General features: G+C 48.4%; 21 protein-coding genes. 11 read left to right on the forward strand and 10 right to left on the reverse strand.

The window, feature by feature from the left end:
- Positions 1 to 576: transposase (locus A8707_RS11625; protein ID WP_156518507.1), on the forward strand; the 576-nt coding region annotated here is incomplete at its 5' end.
- A gap of 207 nt (positions 577 to 783) precedes the next feature.
- On the opposite strand, the gene cobM is transcribed toward A8707_RS11625, so the two are convergent.
- The 3 genes from cobM to A8707_RS11640 all read right to left on the reverse strand — a co-directional run bounded on the left by cobM (position 784) and on the right by A8707_RS11640 (position 4,428).
- Entirely contained in the window at positions 784 to 1,638 is an 855-nt protein-coding gene (gene cobM, locus A8707_RS11630) for a precorrin-4 C(11)-methyltransferase (protein ID WP_068817279.1), read from the reverse strand.
- Between the two features lie 29 nt (positions 1,639 to 1,667).
- Entirely contained in the window at positions 1,668 to 2,567 is a 900-nt protein-coding gene (gene lgt / locus A8707_RS11635; RefSeq protein ID WP_068817134.1) for a prolipoprotein diacylglyceryl transferase, read from the reverse strand.
- Between the two features lie 313 nt (positions 2,568 to 2,880).
- Complete coding sequence (locus tag A8707_RS11640; RefSeq protein ID WP_068817136.1) at positions 2,881 to 4,428, reverse strand: PAS domain-containing sensor histidine kinase; 1,548 nt, start codon at positions 4,426 to 4,428, stop codon at positions 2,881 to 2,883.
- Between the two features lie 633 nt (positions 4,429 to 5,061).
- Here A8707_RS11640 and rlmN point away from each other — a divergent pair.
- A complete protein-coding gene (rlmN, locus tag A8707_RS11645; protein WP_197484735.1) occupies positions 5,062 to 6,114 on the forward strand; it encodes a dual-specificity RNA methyltransferase RlmN in 1,053 nt (350 codons plus the stop codon).
- Between the two features lie 72 nt (positions 6,115 to 6,186).
- Here rlmN and A8707_RS26840 read toward each other — a convergent pair whose 3' ends face one another.
- A complete protein-coding gene (locus A8707_RS26840; RefSeq protein WP_074382503.1) occupies positions 6,187 to 6,366 on the reverse strand; it encodes a replication restart DNA helicase PriA in 180 nt (59 codons plus the stop codon).
- A 480-nt stretch (positions 6,367 to 6,846) separates the two neighbouring features.
- Positions 6,847 to 7,557 carry a DUF4230 domain-containing protein gene (locus A8707_RS11650; protein ID WP_068817283.1) on the reverse strand — a complete coding sequence of 237 codons (711 nt, stop codon included), beginning with the start codon at positions 7,555 to 7,557 and terminating at the stop codon, positions 6,847 to 6,849.
- Between the two features lie 226 nt (positions 7,558 to 7,783).
- Here A8707_RS11650 and A8707_RS11655 point away from each other — a divergent pair, with 226 nt between their 5' ends.
- Entirely contained in the window at positions 7,784 to 8,140 is a 357-nt protein-coding gene (locus tag A8707_RS11655) for a thioredoxin family protein (RefSeq protein WP_082906331.1), read from the forward strand.
- A gap of 21 nt (positions 8,141 to 8,161) precedes the next feature.
- On the opposite strand, the gene A8707_RS30215 is transcribed toward A8707_RS11655, so the two are convergent.
- The gene (locus A8707_RS30215) at positions 8,162 to 8,284 is read right to left on the reverse strand and encodes a hypothetical protein (protein WP_269452709.1); all 123 of its coding nucleotides are present in this window, start codon (positions 8,282 to 8,284) and stop codon (positions 8,162 to 8,164) included.
- On the reverse strand, positions 8,281 to 9,294 hold the full coding sequence (locus A8707_RS11660) for a WD40 repeat domain-containing protein (RefSeq protein ID WP_068817138.1): 1,014 nt from the start codon (positions 9,292 to 9,294) through the stop codon (positions 8,281 to 8,283). The genes A8707_RS30215 and A8707_RS11660 overlap by 4 nt, the downstream gene beginning before the upstream one ends.
- A gap of 146 nt (positions 9,295 to 9,440) precedes the next feature.
- Here A8707_RS11660 and A8707_RS11665 point away from each other — a divergent pair, with 146 nt between their 5' ends.
- Entirely contained in the window at positions 9,441 to 10,931 is a 1,491-nt protein-coding gene (locus tag A8707_RS11665) for a hypothetical protein (protein ID WP_068817140.1), read from the forward strand.
- On the opposite strand, the gene A8707_RS11670 is transcribed toward A8707_RS11665, so the two are convergent.
- Together A8707_RS11670 and A8707_RS11675 are read right to left on the reverse strand one after the other, a co-directional pair.
- Positions 10,928 to 12,538, reverse strand: coding sequence for an ABC transporter substrate-binding protein (locus A8707_RS11670; RefSeq protein ID WP_068817142.1), 1,611 nt, complete (start codon positions 12,536 to 12,538; stop codon positions 10,928 to 10,930). The genes A8707_RS11665 and A8707_RS11670 overlap by 4 nt on opposite strands.
- A 71-nt stretch (positions 12,539 to 12,609) precedes the next feature.
- Entirely contained in the window at positions 12,610 to 13,227 is a 618-nt protein-coding gene (locus tag A8707_RS11675; RefSeq protein WP_068817144.1) for a TetR/AcrR family transcriptional regulator, read from the reverse strand.
- A gap of 76 nt (positions 13,228 to 13,303) precedes the next feature.
- On the opposite strand from A8707_RS11675, the gene A8707_RS11680 reads away from it, so the two are divergent.
- The 3 genes from A8707_RS11680 (at position 13,304) to A8707_RS11690 (ending at position 14,833) form a co-directional block, all read left to right on the forward strand.
- Positions 13,304 to 13,651, forward strand: coding sequence for a cupin domain-containing protein (locus A8707_RS11680; protein ID WP_068817146.1), 348 nt, complete (start codon positions 13,304 to 13,306; stop codon positions 13,649 to 13,651).
- A gap of 163 nt (positions 13,652 to 13,814) precedes the next feature.
- Positions 13,815 to 14,108, forward strand: coding sequence for an FAD-dependent monooxygenase family protein (locus tag A8707_RS11685; protein ID WP_068817148.1), 294 nt, complete (start codon positions 13,815 to 13,817; stop codon positions 14,106 to 14,108).
- Positions 14,109 to 14,464: 356 nt separating this feature from the next.
- Positions 14,465 to 14,833 (forward strand): DUF2237 family protein, encoded by a 369-nt coding sequence (locus tag A8707_RS11690; RefSeq protein ID WP_068817149.1) that lies wholly within the window; start codon positions 14,465 to 14,467, stop codon positions 14,831 to 14,833.
- On the opposite strand, the gene A8707_RS11695 is transcribed toward A8707_RS11690, so the two are convergent.
- Positions 14,830 to 16,728: an ABC transporter ATP-binding protein gene (locus A8707_RS11695; protein WP_331711709.1), complete on the reverse strand. Its 1,899-nt coding sequence runs from the start codon at positions 16,726 to 16,728 to the stop codon at positions 14,830 to 14,832. The two genes, A8707_RS11690 and A8707_RS11695, sit on opposite strands and share 4 nt — an antisense overlap.
- Positions 16,729 to 16,882: 154 nt before the next feature.
- On the opposite strand from A8707_RS11695, the gene A8707_RS11700 reads away from it, so the two are divergent.
- From A8707_RS11700 to A8707_RS30615, 4 genes are all read left to right on the forward strand, one after another.
- Entirely contained in the window at positions 16,883 to 17,161 is a 279-nt protein-coding gene (locus tag A8707_RS11700) for a hypothetical protein (RefSeq protein ID WP_156518509.1), read from the forward strand.
- 204 nt (positions 17,162 to 17,365) lie between these two features.
- A complete protein-coding gene (locus tag A8707_RS11705; protein WP_068817151.1) occupies positions 17,366 to 17,986 on the forward strand; it encodes a DUF3859 domain-containing protein in 621 nt (206 codons plus the stop codon).
- Positions 17,987 to 18,058: 72 nt separating this feature from the next.
- Positions 18,059 to 18,472, forward strand: coding sequence for an alternative ribosome rescue aminoacyl-tRNA hydrolase ArfB (arfB, locus tag A8707_RS11710; protein WP_068817153.1), 414 nt, complete (start codon positions 18,059 to 18,061; stop codon positions 18,470 to 18,472).
- Between the two features lie 162 nt (positions 18,473 to 18,634).
- Positions 18,635 to 18,814: a hypothetical protein gene (locus A8707_RS30615; protein WP_156518513.1), complete on the forward strand. Its 180-nt coding sequence runs from the start codon at positions 18,635 to 18,637 to the stop codon at positions 18,812 to 18,814.
- Positions 18,815 to 18,978: the final 164 nt, after the last annotated feature.

Below are 18,978 nucleotides of genomic sequence, written 5' to 3' on the forward strand. Positions count from 1 at the left end.
GGGGTGCAGAAGCAACGAGGCAGACCGCGCAAGTACGACGGCAAAGTTGACCTGACAGACCTCAGTCACTTCACCTTTGTGGAAACCGTGCAACCCCAGGTTGACCTCTACACTGCCCGATTGTGGCACGTCTCCTTGAAGCGGGAGATTCGAGTCGCCTACCTAGTTGACCGTCGCGTTCCGAACCGAGTCCGCACCTGCCTGCTGTTCAGTACCGATGTTGAGCAAGCCCCCAAGCAGATTATTCAGTTCTATAAATTGCGCTTCGGGATTGAATTTCTCTTCCGCGATGCCAAGCAGTTTACGGGTCTGAGTGATTGTCAAGCCCGTGACCTCTTGAAGTTGGACTTTCATTTCAATGCCAGTTTTACCGCCCTCAATCTAGCGAAGTTCGACGCGCATCCCCAGCACACCGGTCAAGACCCATTTGTATTCTCAATGGCAAGCGTTAAGCGTCGTGCCCTCAATCAACACCTACTTGAACGATTTATTGCCACCTTAGACTTGGAGCCAAGCTTGATTAAATCCCATCCCAACTACTCAACCCTTTGCGATTACGGCACTATCGCCGCCTAAAACTGTCCGAAGTATTGATCCTAAGAGACGTTGATAATTGCTTCGCTGCGAGGCTGCCCCACCCTGAACTGAAGTTCGGGCTACCAAGGAAAGTCCGTTGAAACGGACTGAAGAGGCTGGAACTTTCTCTGAGTCCACTTAAATGGACTTTTATCGATTAGCCCGAACTTCAGTTCAGAGCGGGTGAATGCGGTGAACCATCACTGCTCAATCATCCTCATTCTTAGCTTTATCGCTCTTCTCGCGAAACAGACGAGAATGTCCGGGGTGATAGAGGCGCGATCGCTGCCCCATCCAAACTTCTCGATCAAGCAAGCCAAACTTTGAAGGGACTGTCTCTGCGGCAAGCGCCGGACTGATCACATACAGCGTCGTGCGAACTAGATCTTGCTCGTGAGTGACGATCGCCATCTGATCCAACCGCACGAGCCGAATTTGTTCATCTGCCCAACCCAGCCGAAAGCAAATCGCCACCGGAGTGTCCGCAGAGTAATGCTGCATCAGTTTCGTCTGAGCATTTTCGACGTGACGAGCACTTAAGTAGAGGCAGAGACTGGCGCGATGGGTTGCCAGCGACGAGAGTTCTTCATCGATCGGGACTTCGGTGCGTCCACTCATTCGAGTCAAAATAATCGACTGCACGACTCCGGGAATGGTAAGTTCGACCCGCAGCCGAGCCGCCGCAAGCTGGAAGGCGCTGATTCCTGGCACCACCTCAAACGGGATGTCAGCCTCCACCAACGCTTGCATCTGCTCCTGAACTGCGCTATACAAGCTCGGATCACCCGAATGCAGCCGCACTACCGAGCCGCCTGATCGGACTCGTTCGATCATCAACGGCAAGATTTCCTCTAGGGTTTTGCTGGCAGTCTGAATGATTTCAGCATCCGATCGTGCCCCTTCAAGAATCTGCTGCGGAATCAACGAGTCAGCAAATAAAATCACATCGGCTTGGGCAATTAATTTCTGTGCTTTGACCGTTAGCAATTCTGGATCGCCAGGACCTGCTCCGACGATGTAAACACCCGCAGATAAAAGAGACGGATTTGATCGGGGTGACATTCCTAACGCGTTCAACATTCCTTAATTTATCAACGAGACGGTTCTGAGTGGGCAGCGTTGGGGTCAGGCACCACGTCAGGAAGCGATCGCCGCAGCCCATAGAGCCAGACGAGTCCGATCGTGCCGATCGCGATGCCAGCCAAGCTCACCATCTGCGCCGCCCGTAACGGACCCAACATCAAACTATCGGTCCGAAGTCCTTCAATCCAGACGCGACCCGAACTGTAGCCGATTAGATACACCAAAAATAGAGTGCCAACTTTTAAGCGGGGGTTGCCTCGCAGATCTCGAAAAAATAGCGTCATCAACACGCCAAACACCATCAAGTTCCACAGCGACTCATAGAGAAACGTGGGATGGTAATATTCGACGGTCTCAAAGCCGGGGGGGCGACGGGCAATCTGTCTGCCCCTTTCGACGACATCGCGAGGAATAAACAGTTTCCACGGCAGATCAGTGGGCGCACCAAACGCTTCTGAGTTGAAAAAATTGCCCCACCGCCCGATCGCTTGACCCAAAATCAGAGACGGCGCAACCAGATCAGCCAATTGCCAAAATGAAGCTCGCTTTAGTTTGGCAAAAATCAGCGAGGCAATCACGCCCCCCAAAATAGCTCCATGAATCGCGATGCCCCCTTCCCAAATGGCGATAATCTTTTGGGGCTGTTGGGCATAGTCTTGCCATTGAAACAGCACATAGTAGAGCCGGGCGCTGGGAATCGCCGCAATCACCAACCAGACTGCCAGATCGCTCAATAAGTCGGGGTCAACCCTGCGACGAGCCGCCAGCGACTGAGAGAGCGTCGCCCCAATCAAGACCGCCGACGCAATTAGCAGCCCATACCACCGAATCACGATCGGTCCCCAATCGACCAAAATCGGACCGGGAGACGTAAATTGAAACGCCAAAATAGCAGTGTCAGAGAGCATGAAGACTCAAAAGATGTTCGATCGGGCATCCAAACGATACCATCTCAAGCGAGTTCTATGAATGAATACGACATGAGATTGCATCCCGATTCATGTTTGAGCGTTGCTGAATGCAGACATGAATTACCCTCACCCCCAACCCCTTTCCTTCGGGAGAGGGGAGCTAGAAATCTTGTTCTCTCTCCTTCGGGAGAGGGCTAGGGTGAGGGCAAAGTCTGTGTTTCATAGATCGATTCAGCAACGACCATTTTTGAAGGCTGTAGAGACGTTTCGGTGAAACGTCTCATTTGATAGGAGGCGCGATCGACCCTTGCTACATATCATATCCGCCCACATCGTTTGATAGATTAGCGTTAAAGGGTAAGCGAATCGTGAAGTGGCTGCCCTGTCCTTCAGATGATTTTACCTCAACCGTACCAGAGTGCAGTTCAGCCAGACGGCGAGTCAGCGCTAGTCCTAGACCAGTGCCTTCATGACAACGAGAGAGAGACCCGTCAATCTGCTGGAATGGCTTAAACAAAAGATGCTGCTTATCTTCAGGGATGCCGATGCCGTTATCCCACACGGTCATATGCACCTCAGTTGCCTGCATCGTGACATCCAAACCGATTTCAGTCTCTTCTTTTGAGAATTTGACCGCGTTTGCCAGCAGGTTTAGCAACATTTGTCTCACTCGTAGCTCATCTGCCATCAAGTAGGGCAAGTGAGGCTGCATCGTGTAACGAATTTTGATTTTGCGGGCTTCGGCTTGCTCGCTCATCAGTGCTAACGCGTCTTCACACAGTTCATTGATGGCGATCGGGCTAACCTCTAGTCGCATCCGTCCCGCTTCCACTTTTGACAGATCGAGCACATCATTAATCAAACTTAACAAATGCTGTCCGCTCTGATTGATTTGATGGGTATAGAGTTGCTGCTTCGGGTTCAACGCTCCAAAAATCTGCTGTTTGAGAATCGACGAGAATCCCAAGATCGCGGTAAGCGGAGTTCGCAACTCGTGAGACATATTGGCGAGAAATTCCGATTTCAAACGGCTGGCGCGTTCTAGCTCGATATTTTTAGAGGCTAACTCGGCTTCGATTTGCTTTTGTTGAGTAATGTCTCGCGTGATGAACGACACGGCTGTAGGATTATTTTTTTCGTCATAAATCGGTCCTACCGAGACTAGCGCCGGAAACCGCTCTCCGTTGCAACGACTGCAAACGACTTCTCCGCTCCACCCTCCGGCGATCGCTTGCTGAATCAACCACTGAGTTTGTCGCCGCTCTGGGTAGAAAATTTCGGCACTTCTGCCTGCTAAGACCCCTGAGTGCCAGCTAAAAATCCGACCTGCGGCAGGGTTTGCATAAAGCACTTCCCCTCTCAAGTCAGTAATCACCGCACTATCGTAAGCAGATTCCACTGCTCTCGAAAACATTTGCAGTTGCTTTTCGATGCGTTTACGCTCACTGATATCGCGACCGATGCCCATTCCGCCAACGAGTTCACCTTTGCGATAGAGCAGTTTGCCATTCACCTCTAGGTGAATTTCTCCACCCGCGCGGGGTTGCAGCACAAAATTAAAATCTCTGAGTTCTCCAGTTTTGATTAGGTTATCAAACGCTTGTGCGGTTATTTCACGATAGGCAGGTGCGACAAAATTTAAGCAAGAATGTCCTAAAATCTCGTCTTCACGGCACCCTAAAAGTTTTTGCCCATAAGAGTTAACGTAGGTCATGACTCCTGCAAGATCTACGGTGTAAACCATGTCATTAGCGGTTTCTACATAAGCTCGAAAAAGCTCTTCTGATTGACTGAGACTAATTTCTACAGTGCCGAGACGGAGAAGCTGATCTTGAAGCAACCTATCTTGTTTTAACATTGTGCCCGGTTAGTCAAGGACTAACTTGAGTGGTAATGGAGCCAAAAACCCGCTTTGAGTGATTGAGAGAGGTCGTGATGCCCGATCGACCCCGGTAGAATTCATTCCTCGCTGAGACGAGTAGATGCACGGATGACTAACCCCTGTATTGAAAAACACTTTGTTTAGAGTCTATCAATTTTGTATTGCCCGTAGCCTGTCATTAGAGTCTCTATCAGGTTCGCTTTGAAGAAAGCCGAGATTCTACGGATTCTTTCTCCGTGAATTCAACCGATCTCGAAGTTTGTACTCAGTGTTTACCTGTAAACCTGTAGAACTGAGTCAGCATTTACTAAGAGGATTTAGAGTGCTCTAACTCGGCAGATTCTCTAAGGTCGAGAATTTGGCGTTGCTGAATCGATCTACAGAAGTACAGATTTTACACTCATCCCCAACCCTTCTCCCTGGGGAGAAGGGAGCCAGAACTCTTGCCCCCTCTCCTTTTGGGAGAGGGCTAGGGTGAGGATAAAATCTGTGCTCCATAAGTCGATTCAGCAACGTCGAGAATTTTTACCTTCAAGACCTGAGCTGAACGGCTTAAGATAGAACTCTACTAGAGCTAAGAAAATCCTTACCATAATCTCCCTTTTTGCCGTGATTCAGCAGTTAGAACCCGCCCAGTCTATTCAACAACCGCTCGTTGGGGCATCACTCAGTGAGCTAACCGAGTGGGTTAAACAGCAGCAGCAGCCTGCTTATCGAGGCAAACAACTGCACCAGTGGATTTATCAGAAAGGGGCACGATCGCTGAGTGATGTCTCAGTGTTTCCTAAGTGCTGGCGCGAAAATTTGGCTGACTATCCGATCGGGCGATCGCAGATTCACGTTCAGGCACCTGCGATCGACGGCACGATCAAGTTTTTGTTAAAGCTCTCAGATGGTCAAATTGTCGAGACGGTTGGCATTCCTAGTGAGAAGCGACTGACGGTTTGCGTGTCGTCTCAGGTGGGTTGCCCAATGGCGTGCGATTTTTGCGCAACCGGGAAAGGTGGCTTTCAGCGAAATTTAGAACGGCACGAAATCGTAGACCAAGTGCTAACCGTGCAGGAAGCGTTTCAGCAGCGAGTCAGCAATGTCGTGTTCATGGGCATGGGTGAACCGCTCTTGAATACCGACAATGTGCTGGGGGCGGTGCGATCGCTGAATACCGATGTGGGCATTGGGCAGCGATTGATGACGATTTCTACCGTGGGAATTCCGGGAAAGATTCGGCGGCTGGCGGAAGAGCAGCTTCAAGCGACGCTGGCGGTCAGCTTACACGCATCCAATCAGGAGTTGCGGACGCAGTTGATTCCGAGCGCGCGTCAGTATCCGCTAGAGGCACTTTTGAGCGAATGCCGCGAATATGTCAAAATCACCGGACGGCGAGTGTCGTTTGAATATGTTTTGCTAGCAGAACTGAACGATCGTGTAGAACACGCGATCGAGCTTTCTGAGCATCTGCGCGGATTTCAAAGTCACGTGAATTTGATTCCCTACAACCCAATTAGCGAAGTCGATTATCAAAAACCCGATCCTCGTCGCATTCAGGCTTTTGTGGATGCGCTAAAGGAGCGACACATCGCGGTGAGTGTGCGCCGCCCGCGAGGGTTAGAGGCGGATGCTGCCTGTGGGCAATTGCGGGCATCTCAGGCGGCGATCGCGTGAGGCAAATCTCCACAAAAAACAACGGGGATGCTTGATAGACATCCCTGAAAAACGACGAGTTCACATAAACGCCTAACGTCGGGCATAAATTCCCGGTGCGTAAGCTTCAATCACTCTGCCAGTCTCTGAGCAAGTAATCATCAGATAATCACAGGTCGGGCATTGAGTCCGGGTGAGCCGATCGCTCTTTAAATGGTGTCGTTCGGCGTGACTTCCGCAGTTTGGACACCGAACATTTTGAACTGTCTGCATTTTTAAACTCTCTATGATATCAAATTTTGACTTTCTAAAGCGAAACTCAATGAGAGACTCATGAGTCCATAAACCAAAGACGAAGTGTATCTAAAGCTACTTAATGGATTGGTTCTGCATCGTTGAATGGGTTACTTATCTTTCTTTATTATGGTCGGTGTTTGTGTCGATCGTATCTACCGATTAGACTAAGTTTAAACTTGAGCAATCAGGGGATCACCTTCCTAGAGAGTGATCCCCTGATTCAGTTTTAATATAGGCAAAGGCAAAAGAGCGTTATTGAACGTCAAATGAGAGGAAAAAACAAGGAAGTTCCAGCCCGTTTGATCGAAAAAACACTGAGAATCTAACTTTCGTAGAGACAAATATTCTAAGTATTAAAAGTGGACTGATAAAGAATCAATCACAGACTGATCATGAATTCTAATCAAACGTGATGTCATAAAATCTGGTCAGTGTCTGTAGCGATCGACCAACAGCTCAGAGATTCTGACAGGCGGATGCAGCCGGGGCTTGAGTCTCGATCAAAACTTCTTTGACGTTGGGAACTTTGATCAGTTGAGTTACCGCAAGCTTGGCTCGATCGTTAGCTTGCAGCAAGATTCCATTCGTGCAAGCAGCCTCTTTTACCTTCTTAAGCGCTTCTTTTTGTGCCAGAGACTGAAGAGTTGGGGCAACGTCGGGTCCGAGTCCTAAAAGCCCTCGGTTATAGTCATAAACGTTGGAGCGATTGACATCGATTTTGCTGTCGAGAATTTTGGGTGGCGGCAAGCGCAATCGTAGGGTATCCCCAATCACCTCGACGCTCTCAGGGGTGAGGGCACTTAGATCGACCCCCGCTCTCACCTCTCCATAGGCAATATAAAGCAGCCGAGTTGTGCCGACTACAAACCCGCCAACTTTGGCATCTTGCTGAGTCGGAATGACCGCTTCCATCGTGAAGACGGCGGTTGTAAGCTCGCTGGCGTTGCGAATCTGCTGAATGACCACCGATCGGGTTTCAATTTTTGGCTGGGTCGGCGGCGGATTTAAGAAGCTGCGAACCGTGTTGAAGACGCGATCGCCTGATCGTGCCATCCCGATTACGGCGACTCCTGCCAGCATTAGAGCACTGCCTGTCAGCATCAATCCTAGATTTTTGAAGATCACAAATCCATTATTTGACCGCTTTTGGCGATTTTTTCCCCGCATCCGCTTGCCCTCAACGCCAACCACACAGAATTGTACCTGTTTGTGATAATTTCTCACAGAAACTAAAGTAATCAGCAGAGAGTAGGAGGTAGGGTTCCGTTTTTTACACTAAAACCAACGCTGTGCACAACGGTAGAGAAATCGCTGACGGTTATTCTATCATCAGCATGAAGCCAGATGATATCAGGTCATTAAACTGGAATCAGCTATTGTGATACCAACCAAAATGACTACGATCGACAACTCAGCTAATACGTTTACAGTACTGCCCGACGGGTTCAATCCTTTAGATCCTGAACAAACAAACCAGCCGCTGTTGTTAGTTTTCTCCGCGGCGTGGTCAGGTTCTTCTCGGTTGATCGATAGCATCCTTGAGCAGGTGAGCGCGCAAATTCGATCGCTAACCATTCTAAAAATTGACAGTGAGGTTTATCCAGACCTTGCTTCTCAATATCAAGTACATCCTTTGCCGACGTTGCTGCTTTTTTGCAAAGGAGAATTGGTCGATCGAATTGAGGAAGAAAGGACTGAATTGCTGATGCCAGCAGAGAAACTGATTCAGCGATTGCAGGCATGTTTGTAAGAATCGCGGGTGATTTTTTTGTTACTTTTGAATGGTTGAATGAATGGGACAGACGGCAGGTTTGCCCGATGCCGTGGAGGCGTTTCGGTGAAACGTCTCTACAGAATTTTGCAGTTGCAGGGCGATCGAGATGTCTTTATTCATTCGATCTCTGAATGCCAAACGCGAATTCCATCACTGCTGCTGCTGATTATGGCGTTCCCCTCTAGGGCAAACTCTACAGAGAGTCCGCTATACCAAGATCCGCGCAGCATTCCTAGATAGTCTTCGGTGTCGGGTTGCCAAAATTGCACGGTGCCCCCAACTGCCGCCGCGAGGGTTTGCCCATCTGGGGTGAGGGCTAAATCAGAAGACCCAATCCCAAAGGTATGTAGCAGCACACCCGAATTAACTGACCAGAGTTTCATGCGGCTGCTGCCTGTAAATAGGGTTTCACCATCGCGACTAAAGGTTAATGCAGTCAGATCTCCAGAATTAACGCTGTATAAAAGCCGTTTTGTTTTGGCTTGCCAGAGAGATGTTTTTTGATGACCCGCCGCCAAAATCTTGCCCGTCGGACTGAACGCGATCGCCGTCACGGGCTGATCCCCGATCGTGTCTTGCCATTTTTGAGTCGCCAAATTCCATAGCTGCACTCCTGGACGGCTCAACGTGCCATCCGCCCACCGAATTAAGCGACTTCCACTCGCTAAGGTTTGTCCGTCAGGGCTAAACGCCAACGTCGTTACACGACCTGAATAGATATTTCCTAACAGTTTGCCTGTTTTTAAGTTCCACAATTTGATGGTGCGATCGAGGCTGGCACTCGCTAAAATTTGACCATTCGGGCTGATCGCTAATGCACTCACCCAGTTTTGATGCCCTGATAGCGATCGTTGTTTTTTCCCGGTTTCTAGATTCCACAAATGAATAATATTGTGAGTGCCACTTGCTAAAATTTTGCCATCAGGACTGACCGTAATCTTGGTCGTTTGTTCGGTAGTGAGTAATTGAGGTCGGGCATAACACACCAAACCATCGACATAAGAAGGAATGCACACTCGATTAGACACTTTAGCAGCGATGCTTTTGTCCAGCAGAGCGTAAGCGCCAATGATCAAGCCCACGATCGCGGTAATCATGACTCCTAAAATCACTCTCTGCTTTTGACTCATAACCGCATTTCCTAACCTGTCGTAACCGACTCTTTGCCTAAGCTAATGGTGGCACGCTTGATGGAGATTCTGCCGCAAGTGAGATTAAAGTCGTAAAATTTTGGTGTTATGGTTGCACACATTTATTCAATGAAGTATAGGGTTTTGTGAAAAAAGCTGGAGTAATAACCGCGACGGCACTGCTTTGCGCTACTTACTTGAGCATTGCACTCATTGATTTGGGTCTCGATAAGTTTTACTACATTCTTGCGGGAGGCAAAAAGTTTGCGACCTTTCCTGATCTCATCAGTCAAATTGGGATTGGCGGCAGTTATTTAGTGCTCGCAGTTCTCTATCTCGTGTGGTTTTTAGGCATCGATCGCCGCGCTACAGTTTTAACATTTGGTGAGATTCTAAAAAAGACTGCCGCCTTCTGGTTAATTGCGTTCATCTCCTATCCATTAGGCAATGATGTTTATCTTTATCTGCACTCAGGCTTGATGAATCTGAGTGGGGTGAACCCGTTTATCACTCGTGCCGCATTGTTTTCGTCTGAGCTATCGCCCTTTGTAGACTGGGGGCAGACTTCAACTTACGGTCCGATTTCACAGTTTTTGTTTACGATATCCGCCGCGATTCTCTCAATTCATCCGATTCTGGCGATTTACGTTTTCAAAGTTTTTTGCCTGATATTGCATCTTTTCAATGGTTATTTAGTTTGGCAACGGTTGCCAATTGAAGACGGAAACCCACTCTTTAATCGTGACAAGATTGCGATCGCTTATCTCGTCAATCCGCTTTTGCTGATGGAGCAGGTTGGGTCGGCTCACATTGATGTGTTGGTTTCGACGAGCGCGATCGTGCTGGTGGCGAGTCTGGCTAAACAGCGATATTGGCTCTCAGTTATAGCCTTGTGGGGCGGGTTTCTCTCAAAAACAATTCCGTTAATTTGGGTGCCTCTGGTTGCCATCTTTCTGATTCGACATCGCCGATGGTATCTGCTGCTCAATGCAGTTCTGGCTTCGTTGGGTGTGATTTTGGTGCTGAGTGCGTCAGAGCTTCCAGGACTCGCCGCTTGGAGCAGCTTGCTCAACCCTGGGGTGACGGGGCAGTTTCAGGCATCGCTGCACACGATCGCTCGATTTGGACTCGACCTCGTGCGGATTTTTGTTCCTGGCTCGATCGGAATGAGTCAGCAGCAAATTATTCTTTTGATGTTGACTCGTCTCACGTTGCTGTGGTTCGCTGGTTTTTATGCCCTGACTGCGTGGCGCGCTTGTCGCCAACGAATCTATTCAGATCAGGATTTGGTTGAAGATATCGGCTGGGTGACGTTGGTGCTGCTGCTGTTTGCGACCCCGTGGCTGATGCCCTGGTATGCGTCGATCATGTTGACGATCGCCGCTCTGATCCCCAGAGCTAGACTGTTTGGGTTAACAAGTCTTGCATTTGGGCTGTCGAGTAGCGCTCAATATTTGCTGCAAGGACACAGCAGTTTAAAGGGTCTGGTGTCGATCGGAATTCCGTTGCTTGTCTTATTGGTGGGAGCCAAGATTTTGAAAGTGAACTCGATCGAGGAAGTGAAATCGCCCCGATCGGAGGAGCAGCTTTTGCTAGGAGACGGGCAGCATCACAGCGAAGAGACGATTAGACTTTAAGATTTACGCAGCGTCCCAAAAGGGACTTTTTGAGTGACTTCTAGATTTGCTCCTTGGATGTTTTTTTGAGCAAATAAGTAATCTTTGTTTTGCCAAAGTGGAATGAACGGGATATCTTGAGCGAGAATATCTTGCAGTTCAGCGAAGAGCTTTTTACGCACTTCAGGATTAAGCTCTTGGCGACTACGATCGATGAGTTTGTTGACTCGATCGCTATAATAAAACGACCCTTGAGAAAAGCTCTGACCCTCCACACAGCCTGTTTTGACACTTCCTTTAGAACATTCTAAAAATGGATAAATGTAGTTATCAGCATCTAGGAAATCAGGAGTCCAATCTAATAGAAATATCGGATAAACTCCTTTGTCTAAATTCTTATAAGCCGTGGTTGATTCAATACTATTTAATTCGATTTGCATCAATCCGCCGAGCTTTTTTTGAACGATCGCTTTCAGCGTCAACGCCGCCATTTGATCGTTGCCTAAATTAGAGCGATACCAAAACTCGATCGTGAGAGGATTTTTGAGCGAGTAGCCTGCTTTTTGCAGCAGCTCTGTCGCGTTGCTGACACTGCGATCGCTATATTCTTGAAAGACAGGTTTTTGCACCTCTAAACTTGATGGAATCAAACTATAGAGCGGCTCAATTTGTCCTTGAAAGACGCGATTTTGCAACAGGGATCGATCCATCATGGCGGCGATCGCTTGTCGTACTTCTAATTTATCGAGGGGTGGCGATTTAAGATTTAGCGTCAGGTAATTAATGCCGCTTCCAGATTCCTCAATAATTTGCCAGCCTGCACTCGCCTTCTTGTCTTGCAACGCCCGAATCTGATCTAAGGCGAGGTTTTGATAAGCCACGTCGATCGCGCCTGTGCGAAAGGCGTTAAACAAATTGGCAGGACTGGAGAAAAACTGAATATCAATGCCTTTATTAGCAGGTTTCTTGCCCCAATATTGATCAAACGCTTCTAGCTGCATGGAGTCGGTGCCATATTTCACTAATTTATAAGCGCCCGTGCCCACAAACTGGTCTGATTTGAATGACCCTTCTTTAATCTCATAGGCATTGGGCGACACCGCACACGCGCCCGAAAATGCCAGCAGTGAAGGGAATGCAGCAAATGGTTTTTTGAGTTTAATGATTAGCTCCTCATCACTAGAAGGCACGATCGAGTCAACGCTATCGGCAATCAAAAACGAAGGCGCACCCCCATTTTTAATGAATCGCTGAAGTGAAAACGCCATTGCTTTGGCATTAAACGCAGTTCCGTCATGAAACATAACGCCACGACGCACAGGGATCTTATAAGTTAATCCATCTTTGCTAACGATCGGAAGCGCCGTTGCGAGCTGAGGTTCTAACTCACTCGTGCCGAGTTTATAAGTGTAGAGACGATCGCCTAAGTTATAGAGCAGATTGCCAGAAAAAATATTGTAAGCATCTGCGGGGTCGATCGTGCTGACGGTTGCGGTGGTTCCGATCGTGATTCGTCCACTGTCCAGATTTGGCGAATCGGGAATAGAGCGATTGCAACTCACTGCCAAAATGCAACATAGACCGAATAACACCAACCGTTTGAGGCGCTGCCACAACTTGCTCGACATAAGACGGGCTTCTGAAATTAAGGTATAGCCAGTCTATACCAGTTGCAGAGAGTTGGGAGCGAAAGACACACTTACCGAGTGAGGCTTCGGAGCAGATGAACGAACAGTTTTTCAGCAAAAGCTTCAGGTTCTAGCGTTTGATTTTGAACAACCAGTAGATCGTAGAGTGACCAGTTAATCGTGCCAATAATGCTGTTGATGGCAACTTGGACATTTAGCAATGGTGGGGGCAAGAACACTCCCTGATTCATTCCTTGTTCAAGTATTGTTGATAATAAATCACGATAGGTCTGTCGCGACTGTTTCAAGTGTTCCGTGGCATTCGAGTCCCCGTAGCCAATTTGCATAAAGAACAGTTTGATCAATCCCTGATGCAGATGAAAATATTTCAGGGTCAGGAGCAGCAGTGTGTGCAATGCTTCTGTAGGAGGCAGGATAGGTTGAAGAGCTTGAGCAATCTGAGTATGCAATTCGTTCAGACGGCGCACCATAACCGCTGTCAGAAGTTCTTGCTTATTTTTGAAGTGCCGATAAAACAACCCGACCGAAATGCCCGCCGTATTCGCAATCAATTGAGGTTGTGCTTTATCGTAGCCCTCGCAGAGTAATGTCTCGCCAGCGTCGAGCAGAGCAGACAAGCGACCCACCACGTCATATCGGAGTTGCAACGGCTTTAGTGATTTTTTCATGTCCAGAAGGTTGTGTTAGGCTAGTCGAGTGAATATTATTCACTCATTCTTATTATGGCATTATGAGGATCATGCTATGTCTCAGCAGACGTTTATCGATACCTGTGAGCAGCCCTGGATTGACTTCACACAGTTTCCAGGAACCCAGATTCTTCCTTTAGCAGAACCCGTAGTGCAGGGATCGATTCATCGGCTGAAACTCAAAGCAGGCACGACGATTCCCATTCACACCCATCCGTGTGATGAATACGTTTATGTCTTGAGTGGACAGGTACAAACGGGGAAAACTCAATGTGGAGCAGGAACGTTTTGGTTTACGCCTGCGAATACTCGTCAAGGACCACATCACGCGTTAACTGAAGTTGAACTGCTGACGATTCGATTGGGGGCAATGGGTGCATTTGAAGTCGGTGTCCAAGCCTAACTTTGGTTTTCTCGATCGAACACCTGTCCGTGATTTGTAGGGGGCGATTGTGATTAATACTCATAAAAACAGCAACTTCACCCTTCAACGTTGTCAATCACTAGCGACTTCTCAGACATCCTTTTAGAGTTAGCGTAGAGTTTCAAGGCTTTGAGCGTGACCCATGACAGATTTTACTCAGGCGGTGATCATTGGTGGCAGCATTGCCGGACTGTTGACCGCACGAGTCTTGGCTGATTTTTTTGATACTGTCATCGTAGTCGAACGCGATCGCGTCCCTGATCGTCCCGAAAACCGTAGAGGAGTTCCCCAATCGCCGCAGCCCCACGTTTTGTTCACCAAAGGCTACCGCATTCTAGAGGAATTATTTCCTGGCATCGGAGATGATTTGACTGTGGCAGGTGCGGTGGCGATCGATTGGGCGCGTGAGTTTCACTATTTCAATGAGGGAGTCTGAAATCGCCGCACGGACGAGCCAACCGACATCGCTTCCTTCACCTGTTCGCGTCCTTTGTTAGAGTGGGCGATTCGTCAACGATTGGCGGCTTTTTCAGTCGTGAGGTTCATTGATTGTCGTTTGGTTTGGAGGCTCCTCCTTTACATCACCCTTCTTCGTCCTGAAAAATGTTGGTGATGACAAGCCACACATCGTGAGGAGGACAACCTCGTTTTGCAATGAACGACCTTATTTAATTCGCGATCCTGGAGATGGACAGGTTAACATCGGGTGTGGCGATCGATCAAGCACTCGGTTTGAAATCTTTGAGTGAATGAATCCAAAACCTCCCCGCTTAGACATTAGGAGCCTTGGTGATGACAGACGCAAAGAATGTATTAGGGAAACCGCTAGAGACTTGCAGCACGTCTCCGATGACTGGATTTTTTCGCAATGGCTGCTGCGAAACGGGGTCGCAGGATGCTGGAACTCACGTCGTTTGTGCCCAAGTCACCGAAGAGTTTCTCACCTACACTCAGCTACAGGGCAACGACTTGAGCACGCCGATGCCGATGTATGATTTCCCAGGTTTAAAGCCAGGAGACCATTGGTGTCTCTGCGTGTCTCGTTGGAAGGAAGCCCTCGACTCTGGAGTTGCACCGCCGATCGTGCTGTCTGCCACTCACGAGGCGGCTCTCAAAGTCGTTGCCCTAGAAGTGCTGCAAGAACACTCGATCGAGCCTTAACTCAAACTTCTAGACTCTGAAATCCCAGACTGCAGCCGCCAGAGTGACGCATAAATTCCGTCTTGCTTTAGCAGCGCCTCGTGAGTGCCTTGCTCGACCATGCGCCCGTGATCCATGACATAAATGCGGTGGGCGTGACGAATCGTGGACAAACGATGAGCAATCGCGATCGTGGTGCGATTTTGAGTGATATATTCTAGCGATCGCTGAATCGCAGCCTCAGTCTCGTTATCCACCGCAGACGTGGCTTCATCTAAAATTAGGATTGGAGGATCTTTGAGCAGGGCACGGGCGATCGCAAGTCTTTGGCGTTGTCCACCCGATAGTTTTTGACCGCGCTCGCCGATCACCGTGTCGTATCCATCGGGCAATGCGTGAATGAATTCGTGTGCTTCTGCGAGTTTTGCCGATCGCATTACTTCTGATCGCGTCACATCAAAACTGCCATAGGCAATATTGTCAGCAACGGTGCCGTGAAAGAGAAAGACTTCTTGACTCACCCAACCGATGCAGCGACGCAGATCACGCAGCCGCAGTTCGCGAATGTCGATGCCGTCGAGCAAAATTTGCCCCTGCTGAATCTCATAAAATCGCAGCAGCAGTTTGACCAGCGTGCTTTTTCCTGACCCGGTTGCGCCCACTACTCCGATCGTTTGTCCAGCGGGAATGTGGAGCGATAAATTTTCTAGTGCGTGACCGCGACCCTGATAGGCAAAAGTGATGTGGTCAAGAGTGACTTCACCGCGCACTTGATGAATCGGCAGTGAGCGATCGCCTGTCGGGATGGCGATCGGAGTATCCAACAAATTCATCACTCGATTGATCGATGCCATTGCTCGCTGATATTGATCCATCGTCTGCCCCAAGCGGGTAAAGGGCCACAGCAGTCGCTGAATGATAAACACCATAAATCCATAAGTGCCGACTGAGAGCCGACCGTTTGCCGCTTCGATGCCGCCTAAAAAGAGGGTTGCGGTAAAGCCAACCAGAATGATAATGCGAATCAACGGGACAAACGCAGCACTCAATGCAATGGCTCGACGATTGCTAGCGCGATAGGCTTGACTCTCGACGGCAACGCGATCGCGCTCATAGTCTTCAGATGTAAAACTCTTGATCGTGGCAATGCCCGATAAATTATTGGCTAATCGACTGTTAATCAAACTGGCTTTTTGCCTCACATCCGCATATCGAGGGGCGAGACGTTTTTGAAACGCGATCGAACCCCACAAAATAAATGGAATCGGCAACATTGCAAACCACGAAACTCCAGGTGCTAACAACAAAAATGTACCGCCGACGAATACGAACGTAGTGACGAATTGCAGAATCTCATTGGCACCGCTATCGAGAAACCGTTCTAATTGATTGATGTCATCATTGAGAATGGATAACAGCGTTCCGGTGCTTTGCTCTTCAAAAAAGCTCAGTTCTAGCTCCTGCAAATGGCTGTAGGCACTAAGTCGAAGCTCATGCTGCAAGGTTTGTGCCAGGTTGCGCCAGAGCCGATCGTAGGCATATTCAAACAGCGATTCTAGGCTCCAAATTAAGAATGTCAGCACTGACAACACCGCCAATTGCCCGATGATGCTGGTGACACCAACTTTTGATATCCAAGACGACTCTCGTTTGACGACAACATCAACTGCCATGCCGATCAGATAGGGCGGTGCCAAGTCAAAGATTTTGTTTAAGACTGAGCAAAAACTGGCTTGCCACACTTGAGCACGGTGAGGGCGACTATAGCGCAGAAGGCGTTGCAGAGGATTTGATGCAGCGACAGCAGACATAGGGAAGGGTTGAGATAAAGGAGACTCGATCGTATAGCAATTCGATTTAGCTACACCAGAAGATTGAATCGTGGCAAGAGGCGGAACGATCGAGCGACCCAACAAAACGTAAAACTTCGTAAATTTCTACAACAACGAAGGATTTTTAGAATAAATAACTGTAACGTAGGTTACAGAATAAATTAATTAGTGCATTCTCTCTGCACGGCAGTTTTAAGACCAACCACTACATCGCTTTTTCGCTTCAGAGGATTTATTTATGCTTCAAACTAACTTTTGTTCTATTCCATCAGTCACGCCTCAAGACGAAACGATGAGTTCTCTAGCGTGGGAGATTTTGCAAAGACGGGAGCAATCTCGCTTACCCAAATTTGCGCCTTCGATGTGGGTGAAGGTGTTGAATCTGCCGACTGCCTTTAGTTTTGACGAGGCTTGGCTGCTGTGTCAATATGCTCAAAACCATTGGCTCGCATGGATTCCTGACTATGGCGAGATCTTGTTGAAGACTGATGAGATGGGCGAAGTGCTCGATCGATAACTCTGGATCAACTTACCGATCGGCAGGGGTGCAGAGATAATTTCTTTGTGCCCTCGTTTAAGCTCTTAAATTCAATACAAGCTTTAACGTGCAACGCTGACTAATACAGTAGTACTATCTCTACAGGCAAGACTTAAACAGGAAAATTCGTGCAAGATTTGATCGGCGTGTTATCAATGTTCAACCACGATCGCACTCATTGATATGGATACACCACTCACTCAAACGCAGTTCACTCAACTTGTCGCTGAAGTGGGGCAACTCTCAAGACAGCGTAAGGGCGAGTTGTCATCAGAACAAGTTAGACAAATCTTGCTGCAACTCAACTTGTCTGATGATTTGCTAGACGAAGCGATCGTGCAGTTAAACCGACGCAAAGCACTTTTAAGACGGCAAAAACGAAACTGGCTGATTGGCGGAGTGATTGCAGTCACCCTCACAGGTGGCATCGCAACTACAGCACTTTTACATCAACAATATCAACAGCAAATCGCACGAATTTCTGTCTTGCAAAATCGAATTACCCTTGCGAATAGTAAGATTGATGCAGGTCAAATCGATCGCCAAAACAAGCCCAAGGTGTTTTATCGAGTCACCCTGCAAGATACCCCGTTGGGCAATCGCTTGAGTCCGACGTGTGAATGGATTGATCCGTCCGGGCAAACGGTTCTTCAGAGCACTTATCAAACGCAACTCATCGAAAAATCGGTCTGGACAACCTACTGTTTTTATCAACTTAAAGCAAACACCTCGCCCGGAACGTGGCGGGTGCAGATGTCGTTAGAAGGGCGATCGCTCAGTCGTCAAACGTTTGTCGTTAAGTGATGATGGGCAAACCCTATCAGTTCGTGGGCTACCATAGCACTACGAAATTGCGCAAAGCTATACCCTCAAACCATGCTGCAAATCTCTAAACACGTCACCATTCCGTTCAGCGAGATTGAGATGAATGCGATTCGATCGCAGGGGGCAGGCGGTCAAAACGTCAATAAGGTGGCAACTGCAATTCATTTGAGATTTGATATTAAGGCTTCATCGCTGCCCGATCGTTATAAAGAAGCGCTGTTAAACCTCAGTGATCATCGCATTACCCAAGACGGAATCGTGGTGATTAAAGCTCAAGAACACCGCAGCCAAGAGCAAAACCGAGAAGAAGCATTGGGACGGCTGCAAGCCTTGATCACCCGCGCTGTGATCGTGCCGCGTCCGCGTAAACTCACGAAACCGACCCGTAGCTCTCAGAGAAAACGGCTCGATCATAAAACCAAGCGAGGACAAATCAAATCAATGCGAAAGCCGATCGTAGAGTGAACGTTGAGTAGATCGGCAGTCACAATACGATCTCTATTATCTTGAAGCGCTATCTTGAGCAGGAGTGTAAACGGTTTGAATAGAACCCGTGATTGAGAACACAACCTCTCGTTACAGTATGAAGCTAACCGTTTTTCTAACGGGCAATTTTGGAAAGGAGTCATCGTTGATCACGATAGTGCATTAAAAGCAGTGCAATATCTGTTTGGCGCAGAGCCGAGCGATATTGAAGTGCTGTCGTTTGTGTTAGACATCGAATTCTGTTTAGGTTTTAGCAGAACATACCTGCTGGATTTTAAAACGTTTTCAATTCGTGCCTGTTCCAGTTCATTGAGCGTATAGAGAGGAGCAGTGGCATCAAGCCGTCCCAAAATCGTCAACCCTGTTGTCGCTAAAACCACCGCAATCTGAGAGACGCTGTTGGGGTCGATTTTCCCTTTCTCCTGATAGTCTGAAACATTTTTAGCGATCGCAGGGGAAATGGACGCGATCGCCGTCAAAACGGC

Origin of the sequence: Phormidesmis priestleyi BC1401, from assembly GCF_001650195.1 — a bacterium.
Lineage (GTDB): Bacteria > Cyanobacteriota > Cyanobacteriia > Leptolyngbyales > Leptolyngbyaceae > Phormidesmis_A > Phormidesmis_A priestleyi_B.

Excerpts from the sequence above, each read along its gene's own strand:
- cobM (WP_068817279.1), bottom strand. The coding sequence starts at position 1,638 with ATGTCACCCCGATCAAATCCGTCTCTTTTATCTGCGGGTGTTTACATC.
- lgt (WP_068817134.1), bottom strand. The coding sequence starts at position 2,567 with ATGCTCTCTGACACTGCTATTTTGGCGTTTCAATTTACGTCTCCCGGT.
- A8707_RS11640 (WP_068817136.1), bottom strand. The coding sequence starts at position 4,428 with ATGTTAAAACAAGATAGGTTGCTTCAAGATCAGCTTCTCCGTCTCGGC.
- A8707_RS26840 (WP_074382503.1), bottom strand. The coding sequence starts at position 6,366 with ATGCAGACAGTTCAAAATGTTCGGTGTCCAAACTGCGGAAGTCACGCC.
- A8707_RS11650 (WP_068817283.1), bottom strand. The coding sequence starts at position 7,557 with ATGCGGGGAAAAAATCGCCAAAAGCGGTCAAATAATGGATTTGTGATC.
- A8707_RS11655 (WP_082906331.1), top strand. The coding sequence starts at position 7,784 with ATGACTACGATCGACAACTCAGCTAATACGTTTACAGTACTGCCCGAC.
- A8707_RS30215 (WP_269452709.1), bottom strand. The coding sequence starts at position 8,284 with ATGAATAAAGACATCTCGATCGCCCTGCAACTGCAAAATTCTGTAGAG.
- A8707_RS11660 (WP_068817138.1), bottom strand. The coding sequence starts at position 9,294 with ATGAGTCAAAAGCAGAGAGTGATTTTAGGAGTCATGATTACCGCGATC.
- A8707_RS11670 (WP_068817142.1), bottom strand. The coding sequence starts at position 12,538 with ATGTCGAGCAAGTTGTGGCAGCGCCTCAAACGGTTGGTGTTATTCGGT.
- A8707_RS11675 (WP_068817144.1), bottom strand. The coding sequence starts at position 13,227 with ATGAAAAAATCACTAAAGCCGTTGCAACTCCGATATGACGTGGTGGGT.
- A8707_RS11680 (WP_068817146.1), top strand. The coding sequence starts at position 13,304 with ATGTCTCAGCAGACGTTTATCGATACCTGTGAGCAGCCCTGGATTGAC.
- A8707_RS11685 (WP_068817148.1), top strand. The coding sequence starts at position 13,815 with ATGACAGATTTTACTCAGGCGGTGATCATTGGTGGCAGCATTGCCGGA.
- A8707_RS11690 (WP_068817149.1), top strand. The coding sequence starts at position 14,465 with ATGACAGACGCAAAGAATGTATTAGGGAAACCGCTAGAGACTTGCAGC.
- A8707_RS11700 (WP_156518509.1), top strand. The coding sequence starts at position 16,883 with ATGCTTCAAACTAACTTTTGTTCTATTCCATCAGTCACGCCTCAAGAC.
- A8707_RS11705 (WP_068817151.1), top strand. The coding sequence starts at position 17,366 with ATGGATACACCACTCACTCAAACGCAGTTCACTCAACTTGTCGCTGAA.
- arfB (WP_068817153.1), top strand. The coding sequence starts at position 18,059 with ATGCTGCAAATCTCTAAACACGTCACCATTCCGTTCAGCGAGATTGAG.